The 13,920-nt window shown below is 68.9% G+C and carries 16 protein-coding genes; 10 read left to right on the top strand and 6 right to left on the bottom strand.

The window, feature by feature from the left end:
• Nucleotides 1-48 precede the first annotated feature (48 nt).
• The 5 genes from ACFRAQ_RS02330 (at nucleotide 49) to ACFRAQ_RS02310 (ending at nucleotide 4,762) form a co-directional block, all read left to right on the top strand.
• Nucleotides 49-642, top strand: a complete 594-nt coding sequence (locus ACFRAQ_RS02330; protein ID WP_379092992.1) for a TetR/AcrR family transcriptional regulator — start codon at nucleotides 49-51, stop codon at nucleotides 640-642.
• A gap of 102 nt (nucleotides 643-744) precedes the next feature.
• Nucleotides 745-951, top strand: coding sequence for a heavy-metal-associated domain-containing protein (locus ACFRAQ_RS02325; RefSeq protein WP_379092989.1), 207 nt, complete (start codon nucleotides 745-747; stop codon nucleotides 949-951).
• Entirely contained in the window at nucleotides 948-1,844 is an 897-nt protein-coding gene (locus ACFRAQ_RS02320; RefSeq protein ID WP_379092986.1) for a hypothetical protein, read from the top strand. The genes ACFRAQ_RS02325 and ACFRAQ_RS02320 overlap by 4 nt, the downstream gene beginning before the upstream one ends.
• A complete protein-coding gene (locus ACFRAQ_RS02315; RefSeq protein WP_379092983.1) occupies nucleotides 1,841-4,081 on the top strand; it encodes a heavy metal translocating P-type ATPase in 2,241 nt (746 codons plus the stop codon). The genes ACFRAQ_RS02320 and ACFRAQ_RS02315 overlap by 4 nt, the downstream gene beginning before the upstream one ends.
• A gap of 180 nt (nucleotides 4,082-4,261) precedes the next feature.
• Nucleotides 4,262-4,762 (top strand): LpqN/LpqT family lipoprotein, encoded by a 501-nt coding sequence (locus ACFRAQ_RS02310; RefSeq protein WP_379092980.1) that lies wholly within the window; start codon nucleotides 4,262-4,264, stop codon nucleotides 4,760-4,762.
• On the opposite strand, the gene ACFRAQ_RS02305 is transcribed toward ACFRAQ_RS02310, so the two are convergent.
• Both ACFRAQ_RS02305 and ACFRAQ_RS02300 read right to left on the bottom strand, forming a co-directional pair.
• A complete protein-coding gene (locus ACFRAQ_RS02305) occupies nucleotides 4,763-4,957 on the bottom strand; it encodes a DUF397 domain-containing protein (protein WP_379092977.1) in 195 nt (64 codons plus the stop codon).
• Nucleotides 4,954-5,826 carry a helix-turn-helix domain-containing protein gene (locus ACFRAQ_RS02300; RefSeq protein WP_379092974.1) on the bottom strand — a complete coding sequence of 291 codons (873 nt, stop codon included), beginning with the start codon at nucleotides 5,824-5,826 and terminating at the stop codon, nucleotides 4,954-4,956. Before ACFRAQ_RS02300 ends, ACFRAQ_RS02305 begins: the two co-directional genes overlap by 4 nt.
• A 466-nt stretch (nucleotides 5,827-6,292) precedes the next feature.
• Between ACFRAQ_RS02300 and ACFRAQ_RS02295 the strand changes: the two genes are divergently transcribed.
• Both ACFRAQ_RS02295 and ACFRAQ_RS02290 read left to right on the top strand, forming a co-directional pair.
• On the top strand, nucleotides 6,293-6,517 hold the full coding sequence (locus tag ACFRAQ_RS02295; RefSeq protein WP_379092971.1) for a hypothetical protein: 225 nt from the start codon (nucleotides 6,293-6,295) through the stop codon (nucleotides 6,515-6,517).
• A 166-nt stretch (nucleotides 6,518-6,683) separates the two neighbouring features.
• Nucleotides 6,684-7,079 carry a GerW family sporulation protein gene (locus ACFRAQ_RS02290; RefSeq protein WP_379092968.1) on the top strand — a complete coding sequence of 132 codons (396 nt, stop codon included), beginning with the start codon at nucleotides 6,684-6,686 and terminating at the stop codon, nucleotides 7,077-7,079.
• On the opposite strand, the gene ACFRAQ_RS02285 is transcribed toward ACFRAQ_RS02290, so the two are convergent.
• Nucleotides 7,038-7,370 carry a chorismate mutase gene (locus ACFRAQ_RS02285; protein ID WP_379092965.1) on the bottom strand — a complete coding sequence of 111 codons (333 nt, stop codon included), beginning with the start codon at nucleotides 7,368-7,370 and terminating at the stop codon, nucleotides 7,038-7,040. The two genes, ACFRAQ_RS02290 and ACFRAQ_RS02285, sit on opposite strands and share 42 nt — an antisense overlap.
• 177 nt (nucleotides 7,371-7,547) lie before the next feature.
• A complete protein-coding gene (locus tag ACFRAQ_RS02280) occupies nucleotides 7,548-8,126 on the bottom strand; it encodes a hypothetical protein (protein WP_379092962.1) in 579 nt (192 codons plus the stop codon).
• A 230-nt stretch (nucleotides 8,127-8,356) separates the two neighbouring features.
• On the opposite strand from ACFRAQ_RS02280, the gene ACFRAQ_RS02275 reads away from it, so the two are divergent.
• Entirely contained in the window at nucleotides 8,357-8,752 is a 396-nt protein-coding gene (locus ACFRAQ_RS02275) for a VOC family protein (protein WP_379092959.1), read from the top strand.
• A gap of 9 nt (nucleotides 8,753-8,761) precedes the next feature.
• On the opposite strand, the gene ACFRAQ_RS02270 is transcribed toward ACFRAQ_RS02275, so the two are convergent.
• The gene (locus ACFRAQ_RS02270; RefSeq protein WP_379092956.1) at nucleotides 8,762-9,970 is read right to left on the bottom strand and encodes an FAD-dependent monooxygenase; all 1,209 of its coding nucleotides are present in this window, start codon (nucleotides 9,968-9,970) and stop codon (nucleotides 8,762-8,764) included.
• Nucleotides 9,971-10,063: 93 nt separating this feature from the next.
• Here ACFRAQ_RS02270 and ACFRAQ_RS02265 point away from each other — a divergent pair, with 93 nt between their 5' ends.
• Nucleotides 10,064-10,828, top strand: a complete 765-nt coding sequence (locus tag ACFRAQ_RS02265) for a TetR family transcriptional regulator (protein WP_379092953.1) — start codon at nucleotides 10,064-10,066, stop codon at nucleotides 10,826-10,828.
• A 444-nt stretch (nucleotides 10,829-11,272) separates the two neighbouring features.
• Complete coding sequence (locus tag ACFRAQ_RS02260) at nucleotides 11,273-12,865, top strand: ArnT family glycosyltransferase (protein ID WP_379092950.1); 1,593 nt, start codon at nucleotides 11,273-11,275, stop codon at nucleotides 12,863-12,865.
• A 30-nt stretch (nucleotides 12,866-12,895) separates the two neighbouring features.
• Here ACFRAQ_RS02260 and rsmA read toward each other — a convergent pair whose 3' ends face one another.
• On the bottom strand, nucleotides 12,896-13,777 hold the full coding sequence (rsmA, locus tag ACFRAQ_RS02255; protein ID WP_379092947.1) for a 16S rRNA (adenine(1518)-N(6)/adenine(1519)-N(6))-dimethyltransferase RsmA: 882 nt from the start codon (nucleotides 13,775-13,777) through the stop codon (nucleotides 12,896-12,898).
• Nucleotides 13,778-13,920: the final 143 nt, after the last annotated feature.

Here is a 13,920-nt window from a genome sequence, read left to right as displayed (position 1 = left end):
AGAAACCGACGATAACACATGTGTAGCGGTCGTTATAAAATCGCTGACATGGCCACAACCACCCGGGGTCGCCCCCGCTCGTTCGACCGCGACGCCGCCCTCGACCAGGCGCTGCGGCTGTTCTGGGAACGCGGCTACGAGGCCACCTCGGTCAGCGACCTGACCAAGGCGCTCGGCATCGGAGCGCCCAGCCTGTACGCGGCGTTCGGCGACAAGCGGAAACTGTTCGACGAGGTCCTCACCACCTACGGCACGAGTTACGGCGGCTTCGCGGCGCGCGCCTTCGCCGAGGAGCCGACCGCCCGCACCGCCGCGGAGCGCACCCTGCGGGAGGCCGCGGCCGAATACGCCCGACCCGGACAGCCGCCCGGCTGCCTGGTCATCCACGCGGGTACCAACACCACCAATCATGAAGTGCTGCAACTGCTTCAGACGCTGCGCAATGACAATATCGATGCCTTCGAGCGGCGGATCCGCGAGGACGTGGCCGCCGGACACCTGCCCGCCGACACCGACGCCCGGGCCCTGGCCCGCTACACCGGGGCCGTCATGCAGGGCATGTCGCAGGCCGCGCGGGACGGCGCGGACGAGGGTGAGCTGCGCCGAGTGGCCGCGCTGGCCATGCTGGCCTGGCCCGGCTGAATTTCTCGGACCAACCGCTTGCGTCAGGTACCCACGGGGGGTATGTTTCTCGATGTCGGGGATACCCCCTCACCGTATGAGAAGCGAGCGAAGGAGACCACCATGGCCACCAGCACCTACACCGTCACCGGCATGACCTGCGGCCACTGCGTCGGTTCGGTCCAGAAGGAGATCGGCAAGATCGACGGCGTCACCAGCGTGGATGTGGATCTCGCCAGCGGTCTTGTCACCATCGAGTCGGCCGCCGAGCTCGCCGACGCCGCTGTGATCGCCGCCGTCGACGAAGCGGGTTACGAGGTGGCCAGGTGAACGATCGACTGAAGTTCGCCGCCTTCGGTGGCGGACTGGTCGTCTTGTTCGGAGCCGCGCTCGGCATCGGCGCCCTGGTGGGCGACCGGTCCGGCGCGGCCCCGGCCGAGGCCGCCGACCACTCCCAGCACGAGACCGCCGCGCCGACCGGCCTGCAGGACAGCCTCTCCGGCTACACCCTCGGTGAGATCAGCGCCCCGGCCACCCCCGATCAGCAAGGCGCGCTGCGTTTCCGGATCACCGGACCGCAGGGCACCGTCACCCGATACGACAACCTCCACGACAAGGACCTGCACCTGATCGTGGTCCGCTCGGACGCGAGCCAGTTCCGGCACGTGCATCCCACCCGGGCCGCCGACGGCACCTGGTCGCTGGACTGGAAGTGGGCCGCGCCCGGCAGCTACCGGATGTTCGCCGACTTCTCCCCCGCCGGCGGGCCCGGCGAACTGGTCCTGAGCCGCACCGTCGCGGTCGCGGGCAATGTGACCGACAAGCCGCTGCCGCCGGTCTCCGAGACCGCCGACGTGGACGGGTACCGGGTCACCCTCGCCGGTGATCTGACCACCGCGGGCAGCGAACTGACCTTCAGCGTCACCCGGGACGGCAAGCCGGTGACCGACCTGCAGCCCTACCTCGGCGCCTACGCGCACCTGGTAGCCCTGCGAGCCACGGACCTGGCCTACCTGCACGTCCACCCCGAGGGCGAGGTCGGCAAGACCGCTCCCGGCCCCGACGTCGCCTTCCACGCGCAAGCGCCCAGCGGCGGCGAGTACCGGCTGTACCTGGACTTCCAGCACGGCGGCGCGGTCCACACCGCGGAATTCACCGGCACCGCATCCACCGCCGCACCCGCTTCGGGTGCGCCCGCATCACACGGAGGAGGTCACTCATGAGCGCCCCGGCTCCCGAGCGTTCGATCGAACTCGATATCGGTGGAATGACCTGCGCCTCCTGCGCTTCCCGGATCGAGAAGAAGCTCAACCGGATGGACGGCGTCACGGCGTCGGTCAACTACGCGACCGAGAAGGCGAAGGTCAGCTTCCCCGACTCGGTGACCGCCGATGACCTGATCGCCAAGGTCGTCGACACCGGCTACACCGCGGCCGTGCACCACACCGAACCGGTGAAAACCGAGGCGGCCGAGACCGATTCGGCCCCGTCGGCGGCGGATCTGTTGCGGCACAAGCTGCTGGTGACGCTCGCGCTGGCGGTCCCCGTGGTCGCCATGGGCATGTTCCCGGTCTTCCAGTTCACCAACTGGCAATGGCTCTCGCTCACCCTGACCGCGCCCATCGTGGTGTGGAGCGCGTCCCAGTTCCACCGGGCCGCGTGGGTGAACGCCAAGCACGGCGCGGCCACCATGGACACGCTGATCTCGCTGGGCACGCTGGCGGCGTTCAGCTGGTCGGTGTACGCCCTGTTCTGGGGCAATGCCGGAATGCCCGGCATGAAGCACCCGTTCAGTTTCGTCATCGAGCGCGGCGATTCGTCCTCGGCGCTGTACTTCGAGGTGGCGGCCACCCTGGTCACCGCCATTCTCGCGGGCCGCTATTTCGAGGTGCGGTCCAAGGAGAAGGCCGGGTCCGCGCTGCGGGCGCTGCTGGAGCTGGGCGCGAAGGACGTGTCGGTGCTGCGCGGCGGCGTCGAGACCCGGATTCCCATCGGCGATCTGCGGGTCGGCGAGGAGTTCCTGGTCCGTCCCGGCGAGAAGGTCGCCACCGACGGTGTTGTGGTGAGCGGCAATTCGGCGCTCGACATGAGCATGCTGACCGGTGAATCGGTGCCCGTCGAGGCGGGCCCCGGCGATCAGGCGGTGGGCGCGACCGTGAACGCCGGCGGCCTGCTGACCGTGCGCGCCACCCGGGTCGGCGCGGATACCCAACTGGCGCAGATGGCTTCGCTGGTCGAGGACGCGCAGAACGGCAAGGCGCCGGTGCAGCGGCTGGCCGACCGGGTGGCGGGCGTGTTCGTGCCGATCGTCATCGCGATCGCGGTGGCGGCGCTGGGCTTCTGGCTCGGCACCGGTGCGGCGGTGGCGACCGCGTTCGGCGCGGCCGTCGCGGTGCTGATCATCGCCTGCCCGTGCGCCCTCGGCTTGGCCACGCCCACCGCGCTGCTGGTGGGCACCGGGCGCGGCGCGCAGCTGGGCATCCTGATCAAGGGCCCGCAGGTGCTGGAGTCGACCCGGCGGATCGACACCGTGGTGCTGGACAAGACCGGCACCGTCACCACCGGCAAGATGACGCTGGCGGAAGCGATTCCGGCGGCCGGCGTCGATGCCGACGAGCTGCTGTCGGTGGCCGCGGCCGTCGAGCACGGCTCCGAGCACCCGGTCGCCAAGGCCGTGGTCGCCGGCGCCGCCGAGCGTGGACTCGACACCGAAAAGGTGGAGCAGTTCGTCAGCCACGGCGGTAAGGGCGTGCAGGGTCTGGTCGGCGAGCGGGCCGTGGTCATCGGGCGCACCGAGCTGATGGCGGACTGGTCGATCACGGTGCCGGAAGTCCTGGCGGACGCCAAGACTCGCGCCGAGCAGGCCGGGCAGACCGCCATCGTGGTGGCCTGGGACGGACAGGCACGCGGCGTGCTGGTCATCGCCGACGCCGTGAAACCGACCAGCGCGCAGGCGATCTCGGAGATGAAGGCGCTCGGGCTCACCCCCGTGCTGCTGACCGGCGACAATGCCGCGACCGCGCGCACCGTGGCGGATCAGGTCGGCATCGCGGAGGTCATCGCCGAAGTGCTGCCCAGCGACAAGCTGGACGTGGTGAAGAAGCTGCAGGACGAGGGCAAGGTGGTCGCCATGGTCGGCGACGGCGTCAATGACGCGGCCGCCCTGGCCCAGGCCGATCTGGGCCTGGCCATGGGCACCGGCACCGATGTCGCCATCCAGGCCGCCGACCTCACCCTGGTCCGCGACGACCTGCGGGCGGTGCCCACCTCGATCAAGCTGTCCCGCGCCACATTGCGCACCATCAAGGGCAACCTGTTCTGGGCGTTCGGCTACAACGTGGCGGCCATCCCGCTGGCCGCCGCCGGCCTGCTGAACCCGATGCTCGCGGGCGCCGCCATGGCGCTGTCCAGCGTGTTCGTGGTCAGCAACAGCCTGCGGCTGCGCCGCTTCCGCGGGTGAGCCGACACCGCGTCGACGGGTGAGTCACGGCGGCAGGTGAGTCACGGCGGCAGGTGAGTCACGGCGGCAGGCCGCCCGGATCGCACGATCCGGGCGGCCCGTCGCGGTCGTCGTCCTGCGCTTCGCTGTCATCGTGTTGAATGTCGGGTGTCCACCGCCGCCCCCTCTCGAGGAGCTTCGTTGACCACCATCGCCGAATACCTGGCCTCCGCCCAGATCCAGGCCGCCCCGGTCGACCCCGCGGCCCCCGGCGCGCCGAAGGTCACCGTCGGCGTTCCCGAAGGCTGGCAGCAGGTCCCGCCGCAGATGTTCCCCGGCTCCTTCGGCGTCTGGACCCAGCCGCCCGTCGACGGCTGGGCCGACAACGCGGTCCTCCTGGTGGCGACCTTCACCCCCGCCGTCGACCCCGCCGAACTCCTCACCCACGCCTTCGACGATGCCCGCCAGCTCCCCGCGTGGCAGGACATCGACACCGACACCGCGGACTACGACGGCCTCCCCTCGGCCGCCATCACCGGCACCTACGAGGTCCAGAACCTCACCCTGTGGGCCTACAACCGCTACATCATCGTCGACTCCGACCAGGGCCAGTACCTGGTCCAGCTCACCATCACCACCCGCAACGACAGCGACGGCAGCGCCCCCACCACCATCCTCGAGGGCCTGTCCATCTCGGCGTAGCTACCGCTCCCACACCCCACCGGCGAGAAAGCGATCCCACTGCTCGCCGGTGAACACCAACGCGGGCCCACCGGGGTCCTTGGAATCACGGACCCCGACCCCGCCCCGGTTCAGGAATGCGACCTCGACGCAGTCCTGTCCCCCGGCGCTCCGGCTGCTTTTGAACCATTCGGCTTGGGCCAGCTCATTTTTCACGCTGAATACTCCTTTGCCATCCGCCGCAGCAGGTTTCTGCTGTCGGCCTCGTTCAACGCTACGCGTTCGATGGTGGCGAACGCGGCACGATACTGGTCGACGGTGCCATCCAGCTCGAAGTACATTGCGCCCGTGTAGCTCTCGACATAGACGACAGTTGGCTCCTCGGGCTCGCCGTCATCGTCCACGGCGAAATCGAGGATCGTGAAGGGGCCGGGCGAGACGCCCAGGGGAAATCCCGCCGCGGCCGACAGGATCCGAACAGACACATTCGGCGGCATGGCCGCGAGGTGTCGGAGTTGGGCGGCCATGACCTTCGGGCCACCGACCACTCGTTGCAGCGCGACTTCGTCGATGACCAGGCGCGTGGTCGCGGGCTTGCGCTTCCTGGTGATCAGGGACTGTCGCCTGATTCGAAGATGCACCCGCCGTTCGATGGCCGTAGGCGACTCGTACGGAAAGTAGATGTGGTCCAGCGTGCGCGCGTACTCCGGAGTCTGGAACAAACCGGACACCATGTCGGGCCGGTAGATCGTGATCCGCTCGGCCGCCGACTCCAACCCGACGTACACGTTGAACCCGGCCGGAATCAGGTCTCCGTATTCGTGCCACCACGATTTCACATTGGCTTGCTGCGCAAGCCCTTTCAGCGGCTCCACATATTCGGGCGCATCGTAGATCCGGCACAGTTCTTCGATGTCGCTCAGGTGGATCCGTTCGGTCACTCCGGTTTCCAGCCTTTGCAGGCTGCCGGTACCTCGCTCGGCCAGCTTGGCCGCCTGCACGATCGACAGACCACACTGCTGCCGCAGTTCTCTCAAGTACCGCCCAAGTTGGCGGCGAGGCAGATTGCTGGAGCGCTTCGACATGACCATCTCCTGGCGTCGGCTCCGAAACCCGAATCAATTGTGCGCCGAAATCGGATGGCGTGCTGGGGAAACGCGCAGAAATCCTGCGCACGCAGAAATCCCGGTCCTTCGATCGCAGTTTCTGCTGTCCGATGTACGCATCCCCGGTTCCCCAACCACTCCGAAACCCCACCGGGAACCCGGGAGCGACCGAGATCCGCGTTCGAGAGGAGACCGTAATGCGGTGGGACACCTGGGCACTTCTGACTATCGCAGTCCTCTGCGGCAGCGTGATCCTCTGGTCCTGGTGGGGCTTCCACCACGACACCCCCGCACCGGAGCCCACCGTCCTACGACTCTCCGTCATCGGCGGCGGCCACCTCGACGTCCCCCGCCCCGAAGCAGATCCCGGACGTCATCGCCGAGGACCACGACCAAAGCGCACTCACCCAAGGCATCTCCGCCGGACGCCGCAAAGGTTCGCGGCATGACCCCCGCCGAGGTGGCCGTTCTCACCGCACTCAGCCCCGACCGCACTCTCACCGCCGCCCAAGTCCAGCTCGCCGCAACTCTCACTACCTGGCGTACGCGCAACGCCTTGGCCCATCTCGAATCCCGTGGTCTGATCGTTCCCAGTCACCCGCGCGGGCGCTGGCAGATCACCCCGCGCGGCCGTGCAGCGCTCACCTCGAAGGCGAGTAGGTTTCGTTGATCCCGTCGGGTCCGACGGCCGGTGCGGCAGCGCTGAACTGGCCTGAACCACCACTATTGCTCATGAATTGGCGACGATTCGATGATTAGCCGCAGGGTTGTGGAGGAAAAGACCAGTCAGGGTGGCGGACTCGGCGGTCGTGTCCGGTTGGCGGAACAATGGCGGTATGGATTTCGAGGATGCGGGCGGGTCTACCGAGCGGCTGATGGAGGAGCTGGTCGATCGGCTCGGGGAGAAGGCGCGCGCGTCAGTGGTTTTCGGGGATCCGATCACCGGCGACGGGGTCACGATCGTGCCGGTGGCCCGGGCGGGGTTCGCGTTCGGTGTCGTGCCCGGTCGCGGTTCCGCCGCCGACGAGGTCGTCGACGGCGGGGGTTCGGGCGGCGGAATGGAGATGCGGCCGTTGGGATTCATCGAAATCCGGGACGGTTCCGCCCATTACCGCCCGCTCCCGGCCCGGTGGACCGGCGTGGCCCTGCCGCTGGCCGGGATCGCCGCCGGCCTCCTCGCACCGTACGCCTTACGCGCCGGGCGCCGCCTCTACCGGGCGCGGCGCGGCTGAACCGGCCACCTCACCGGCGGTGAGTGCGCGGTGGCGCTGCTGCTCGAGTTCGATGAATCCGTCGATCAGGGTGTTGTAGACCCGCTCGACCAATGTCGGCTCGACGCCGTGGCGCACCGCCAGTTCGCGGAGGCGGACCATCATCCGGGCGCGGCGGTCGGGGGCGCGGACCTCGTGTTCGTCGCGTTTGAAGGTGGCGGCGCGCATCACCAATTGCTGCCGGGCGCCGAGCAATTCGATGATCTGCGCGTCGATCGCATCGATCTCGCCGCGTACTTCTTCCAGAGACATGAATTCGGACCTCTCGATTCGAGGCCACCGACGCGTCAGCCGAGCGACGCGAGACGCGTCGGCCACCGCACCGGCAGCCGACACGAACGCACGTCAGAGCCGCCGAAACCTCGGCCGCCACGACTGCGTCATCACCATCACTCGGCCATCAAACCACAGGTCCACGGCGGTCGCCGATCAGTCGAGGTCGTCGAAGGTTTCGATGTCGGTGCGGAACGATCCCCCGTCGGCGGGTGCGATCAGGACGACGAAGTCGGGCAGGGCGGTGGCGGTGGCGTCGCCCTTGTCGTCCGTCGCGCCGGGTTCCGCTTCCCAGTCCAGGAGGTGGACGGTTACGGCGTACGAGCCTGCCGGAAGGTCGATGTCGGTCGGCTTCATGTCGGCCACCGTCGACTCTTCCTCATCGAACGAGCCGACCTCTTCGATGCCGCTGATCTTGGCGACGCCCGTGGACACGAACAGGTACGGCTCGGAGGAGTTCTGCGCGTACCGCCGCTCCCGCTCGGTGAGCTCCCCTGCCGCGCCCTGCCGTACCAGCACTCCGAATCGCCCGTCGGACAGGATGTTCAGCGGCACCAGCCGACCGGCGCGGATGTGCTCGATGATCGGTTCGTCATCCAGCAACTCCGCTTCCCAGCTGTCGTAGTCGACGACATGGGTGAACGCGGCCGGATCCCACAGCGCGAGCATCCCCGAACCGGTGACCGCGGTGAACACGCGCTCGCTCGACACATCGACCGACAATCTCGAAGTCATGCCGGTCAGCATGGCAGGGCCCACCGACAGAACGCGATATCGCCCACTACCGCAAGGGAATTGGCCGGCGAGTCAGGGACAGGATCGCGGCGACAGGCGTCCGGCCATCGACACCGACGACATCGCTCCCTCCGCCGGCACGTTCCTCCGACGGCAATCTATCGGCCCGATGTGGATGTCCCCGGACCGATCACGGGGATCGCGTGGGGAACATCGCGTAGATTCCGACCATGCCCCTGGGACACCTCGGCGTCAATGTCACCGATCTCGCTGCGGCACGCCAGTATTACGACCAGCTGATGCCGCTGATCGGCTACGACAAGCTGCTGGCCGACGATACGCAGTTCGCCTACTGGCCCGCGGGCGGCAAGGTCGGCACCTATCTGTTCTTCTACCCGGCCCCGGAGCCGGGCTACTCCCCCGAGCGCGCGGGTCTTCAGCATCTCGCGTTCATGGTCCCCACCCGCGCGGACGTCGACCGGGTCCACGACTGGGCCTCGGGTCGTGGCGACGAGATCATCCATACGCCCCAGTCCTTCCCGCAGTATCCGCCGCCGTACTACGCCACGTTCTGGCGCGGGTACGACGGCGTCATGCTGGAAGCGGTGTGCCACAAGGACCGGTGAGCGGGGCCTTCACCGGGCCGGATCGGCTACGGACTCGTAGTCGGGGAGCCGGTCGGTGGCCTTCGGGGACATGATGCGCTCCATGCCGGACATCGACTCGAGCAGCGGCAGGCGGGTGACGGCGTTGCGCACGGCCATGCCCAGCCAGGTCTTCGGCACCATCAGCCGAAGGTTGGGTCCGACCTGTTGTTTGCGGGTGATCAGGGGACGGTGCGACCGCTCGTACCGGTCGAAGGCGATGCGGTGGTCACCGGCGGCGGCCGCCAGCTCCCCGGCGAGCCGGTAGGCCCCGATCAGGGCGATCTCCGCGCCCGCCCCCGAGACCGGGGAGGCGCAGTAGGCCGCGTCGCCGACGAGGACGACCCGGCCGCTGGACCACGACTCCATACGGACCTGGCCGAGCGCGTCGATGTAGGCGTCGGGGTCGGCGAGGACGCCGGCGAGCAATCCCGGTACGTGCCAGTCGCTCTCGTCGCCGAACTCGGCGGACAGCAGGGCGCGGGCGGCCTGCTGATCGCGCAGGTCGATGTCGCGCCGGGGGCTGCGGAACATGAAGTAGGCCTTGGCCTGCGGGTGGTTGCCCGATCGGTAGACGCCGGTCATGCGGCCGGGGGTGTTGAACATGGTGACCCACCGGTCGGGGCCCAGCTTCGCGTCGGCATTGCCGAAGGCGAAGTAGTGGTCCAGGAAGCGCACGTGGTCCGATTCCGGCCCGAAGGCCAGTGTGCGGACCGTGGAGTGCAAGCCGTCCGCGCCGACCACCAGGTCGAAGCGGCGGGCGGGTCCGTTCGCGAAGGTGACGGTCACGCCGTCGTCGTCCTGATCCAGCGCCGTGATGGCGTCGTCGAAGAGGTATTCGACTGCGCCGGAGGTGATGTCGTGCAGAATCCGCACCAGGTCGCCGCGCATGATCTCGACCTCGGCGCTGCCGTTCTCGTTCTTGATGCCCTCGATGTCGATGCGGGAGATCTCGCGGCCGTCGGCGCGGACGAACCGCATGCCGACCACATCGGCCGCCGCCTCGCGCACCCGCGGCATGATGCCCATCTTCTCGGCGACCTCGATCGCCTGGTCGCGAATGTCCACGCCTTGGCCGCCGGTCCGCAGCCGCGCCGCCCGCTCGACCACCGTCGGCCGGAATCCGTGGCGGGCGAGCCAATACGCCAGAGCCTGGCCCGCGATCCCGGCGCCGGAAATCAGAATTCGCTCGTTCGACATGATGACTACCCCTATCTCAAAAATACTGACCAACGGTCAGTCTCGACTGTAGGCCACTGACCGATGGTCAGTCAACGGGTAAGGTGCTGGGGCATGACCGACGACTCACGGGCCCGCATCCTGCGCACCGCGCTCACACTGTTCGTCGAGCGCGGGTATCACGCGGTGTCGGTGCGGGAGATCGCCGAGCAGGTCGGTCTGACGAAAACCGCCGTGCTCTACCACTTCCCGAGCAAGAGCGACATCGTCGCCGCCCTGGTCGAGCCCTTGCTGGCCGAGACCGAGGCCCTGCTCGAATCGATTCAGACGCTCCCGGACTCGGCCGAACGACGGTGGGCCGTGGTGGAAGGACTCATCGACACCTGGCTGCGGCACGCGCGGGTGCTGCGGATACAGCTGCACGACGAGGCGCTGTCCGCCGACAACGCGACCTATGCCCGGCTGCGCGACATCGCGCTGGCCGCCCAGGAGGTGATCGCCGGACCCGAGGCCGACTTCACCGAGCGGGTGCGGGCCACGCAGGTGTACGCCGCGCTCAGCGACCCGGTGGTCATCTTCGCCGACCATCCCGAGCCGGAGCTGCGCGCCGCGATTCTCGCGGGCGCGCAACAACTCCTGAACACGCCGCCACCCCGGCGCACCGCCACCCCCGCCCGAGCGCCCGAGACACCGCGCCGCCGTCCGGCCCGGGGCCGTCCCGGCGCGATGACCTCGACGATGGTGGCCTCCGCCCAGCGCATGCGGGATGCGGGCGACCACACCGTCGACGAGATCGCCGCCGAGCTGGGCGTGTCCCGCGCGACCGTCTATCGGTATCTCGCCACACCCACCGGCGACGGCTCCGAGACGGCAACGTGAGACATTTTTGAGACACACTCGCGAATCCGGGCGGCGAGATCGCACCGCCCACAGGCGCACCCGAATGGCGCATAGACGACTTGTCTCATTTGAGACAAGTCCACACGAGATGAGCGCGGTCACTGTCGCGCGATCAGCGGGTGCGCACCCGTGGCGGGAACCCGCGAGAGCACCGGCTCGGTAGCCGCGTTTACGGTGTTCAGCGGCCGTTCACAGGGGTAGCTGGAGGGGTGCTGAGAACTGTTCGACAAGGCCTGCCGGGACACCGCGAGGAGGGGGCGAACCCGGGCGCCGGGAGGCGGGTTGCTGCGGAGGGGGCGGCAAGCCCCCGAAAGTTCGGGGCGACTGCACGGGGGGTTTGCGGATATTCTGCTGCGTGATCGACGCCCGGCCTTGCCGACTTTCGGTTTCGCCGGGCGTTTTTGTGTTCCCTGGGAGGGCATAGTGTCAACCACCGAAGTGGCGCCGGAGCCGGTCGCCGTCGAACCGGTCGCCGATCGGCGGGTGCATCCGTTCGCGTGGAAGGGCGTCCTGGCGGTTTCGCTGGGGTTCGCCGCCGTGCTCGGCCTCCCCGCGGCTCGGATCAATTACTTCGGCGACGAGCTGTACTTCTTGGCGGCCGGGCGTCGGCTCGCGTGGGCCTACCCGGATCAGGGTCCGCTGGCGCCGTTCGTGGCGCACGTGATGGATCTGATCGCGCCGGGTTCGGTACTGGCGCTGCGCATTCCGGCACTGCTGCTGATGGCCGCCGCGGCGGTCGTCGCGGCCGCCACCGCGCGGGAGCTGGGCGCGAGCGCGCGATACCAGGTGCTGGCCGCGACGGCGTACGCGGTGTCACCGCTGGCGTTCAACCAGATGCAGCTGATCACGCTGACCTTCGACATCCCCTTGCAGGCGGCCATCATCTGGCTGCTCATCCGCTGGGTGCGCACGCGGCAGGACTACCTGCTGATCGTCGCGGGCGTGGCCGCCGCGCTGGCGTTCCAGGCGAAGTGGATGATGCCCGGCGTGTGGGCGCTGCTCGGCCTGGGCGTGCTGATCGCGGGCCCGCGCGAATTGCTGCGCCGCCCGGCGCTGTACGTCGGGACCGCGATCCTGACGCTGTCGATGGTCCCCGGCATCGTGTGGCAGGTGCAGCACGGCTGGGTGGAATCGCAGATGACCGAGATCATCGCCCAGGAGCAGTACGCCGCCAATACCGGTCCGCTGATCTGCGCCATCGAGATCGCCGTCCAGTGCGGCCTGCTCGGCGGCCTGCTCAGCATCTTCGGCCTGTGGGGCCTCACCCGGCTGGAGGCGTTGCGCCCCTACCGTTTCGCGCTGATCGCGGGCCTGGGCCTGCTGATCATCGTCCTGGTGGAGAACGGCCGCTCCTACTACGTGGCGGGCTTCTGGCCCGCCCTGGTCGGCGCGGGCGCGTTCGCGTTGAGCACGGTCGAGGCGCGAAAGCAGATCAGCAAGTGGGTCAATGCCGTGGCGGTGCTGTCGGCGGTCATGTTCACGGCGTGGATGGCCTCGATCCCGGTCCCCTACAGCTGGGAGTGGGCGCGCGACTTCACCGGCATCGACAAGCCGATCACCGACCAGGCGCAGTACTGGCAGCGTGAATCGCTCACCGGCCCGGCCGGATACGAGACCTTCACCAAGGCGGTCGCCGACGCGGTGGCCGGACTGCCGGAGGCCGAGCGCAACAACACCGCCGTGGTCGCCGCCGCCTACGTGCAGGCCAGCGCGCTGGAGGAATTCGGCCGCGACTACAACCTGCCGCCGGTGTTCAGCCCCAACCGCGGCTTCGGCTACTTCGGCCCGCCGTCGGACTCCTACCGCACCATCGTCTACCTGTCGGTGGACGGCGTGGGCGACAAGGACTTCCTGGCCCAGTTCAACTCCACCACCGAGGTCACCAAGATCAACGACCCGAACGGCCTGCCCGGCCTGGAGCGCCTGATGACCGTCTACGTGTGCCGCGAACCCAAGCACCCGTGGGCCGACGTGTGGCCGGGCCTGCAGACCCTCACCTTCCCCAGCGGAATCTGAGAGTCCACGGACTCGGCCGGCTGCGGGGAGTCAGCCTTGTTGAGCCAGACGAACGAAAGCGGCGGTATCGAGCGTCTCACCGCGCGCGGTGGGCGCGATACCGGCCGCGGTGAGACGGTTCTCGGCCTCCGCGGCCGAGCCCGCCCAGCCCGCGAGGGCCGCGCGCAGGGTCTTGCGGCGCTGCGCGAAGGCCGCGTCGACCACGGCGAACACCCGCTGCCGGAAGGCGTCGTCCTGCGGCCAGGGCGCGTCGTCGAACCGGTCGATGCGGACCAGCCCGGATTCCACCTGCGGCACCGGCCAGAAGATCTGGCGGCCAACGGTTCCGGCGCGCCGCACGCTGCCGTAGAAGCCCGCCTTCACGCTGGGCACGCCGTAGATGCGCCCGCCCGGCGTGGCCGCCAGCCGATCCGCGACCTCGAGCTGCACCATGACCAGCGTGGTCCGGATGCTCGGGAATTCGGCCAGCAGGTGCAGCAGCACCGGCACCGCGACGTTGTAGGGCAGGTTGGCGACCAGCGCGGTCGGCTCGGCCGGCAGGTCGGCGTGGGTGACCTTCATGGCGTCCATGGGCACCACGGTGAGCCGGTCCGCGAGTTCGGGAGCGCGCGCCCCGACGGTCTGCGGCAGATGCGTGGCCAGCGTCGGATCGATTTCGACGGCGATGACGCGATCCACCACGTCGAGCAGGGCGAGTGTCAGCGATCCGAGCCCGGGCCCGACTTCGAGCACGGTGTCTCCGCGTGTCACGCCGGCGGTGGCGACGATGCGGCGCATCGTATTGGCATCGTGGACGAAATTCTGCCCCAACTGCTTGGTCGGGCGGACCCCGAATCGCTCGGCGAGCTCACGCACTTCGGCGGGGCCCAGCAGGGCGGCTTTTCCACGACCGGCGACTTCGGGTTCGGACATTCTGGAAAACCTATCAAGCTGGGCGGATCACTCGCGCCGACACCCCGGTCAGGACACGGTCGGCGCGGCGCGGATGCGGTCGGTGAGCTCGCCGAGGCCGGCGCCGCGGTCATCCGCCGCAGCGCCGCTACGGCGTGGCGGAC

Origin of the sequence: Nocardia sp. NPDC056611, from assembly GCF_042792755.1 — a bacterium.
GTDB lineage: Bacteria > Actinomycetota > Actinomycetes > Mycobacteriales > Mycobacteriaceae > Nocardia.
Note: the sequence above shows the minus strand (reverse complement) of the source record. Positions and strands in the feature narration are given on the sequence as shown.

What these genes read in the sequence shown, in the direction of transcription:
- ACFRAQ_RS02270 (WP_379092956.1), bottom strand. Translation starts at nt 9,970, where the DNA reads ATGTCGAACGAGCGAATTCTGATTTCCGGCGCCGGGATCGCGGGCCAG.
- ACFRAQ_RS02290 (WP_379092968.1), top strand. Translation starts at nt 6,684, where the DNA reads ATGGATTTCGAGGATGCGGGCGGGTCTACCGAGCGGCTGATGGAGGAG.
- ACFRAQ_RS02300 (WP_379092974.1), bottom strand. Translation starts at nt 5,826, where the DNA reads ATGTCGAAGCGCTCCAGCAATCTGCCTCGCCGCCAACTTGGGCGGTAC.
- ACFRAQ_RS02285 (WP_379092965.1), bottom strand. Translation starts at nt 7,370, where the DNA reads ATGTCTCTGGAAGAAGTACGCGGCGAGATCGATGCGATCGACGCGCAG.
- ACFRAQ_RS02275 (WP_379092959.1), top strand. Translation starts at nt 8,357, where the DNA reads ATGCCCCTGGGACACCTCGGCGTCAATGTCACCGATCTCGCTGCGGCA.
- ACFRAQ_RS02280 (WP_379092962.1), bottom strand. Translation starts at nt 8,126, where the DNA reads ATGACTTCGAGATTGTCGGTCGATGTGTCGAGCGAGCGCGTGTTCACC.
- ACFRAQ_RS02330 (WP_379092992.1), top strand. Translation starts at nt 49, where the DNA reads ATGGCCACAACCACCCGGGGTCGCCCCCGCTCGTTCGACCGCGACGCC.
- ACFRAQ_RS02295 (WP_379092971.1), top strand. Translation starts at nt 6,293, where the DNA reads ATGACCCCCGCCGAGGTGGCCGTTCTCACCGCACTCAGCCCCGACCGC.
- ACFRAQ_RS02315 (WP_379092983.1), top strand. Translation starts at nt 1,841, where the DNA reads ATGAGCGCCCCGGCTCCCGAGCGTTCGATCGAACTCGATATCGGTGGA.
- rsmA (WP_379092947.1), bottom strand. Translation starts at nt 13,777, where the DNA reads ATGTCCGAACCCGAAGTCGCCGGTCGTGGAAAAGCCGCCCTGCTGGGC.
- ACFRAQ_RS02265 (WP_379092953.1), top strand. Translation starts at nt 10,064, where the DNA reads ATGACCGACGACTCACGGGCCCGCATCCTGCGCACCGCGCTCACACTG.
- ACFRAQ_RS02325 (WP_379092989.1), top strand. Translation starts at nt 745, where the DNA reads ATGGCCACCAGCACCTACACCGTCACCGGCATGACCTGCGGCCACTGC.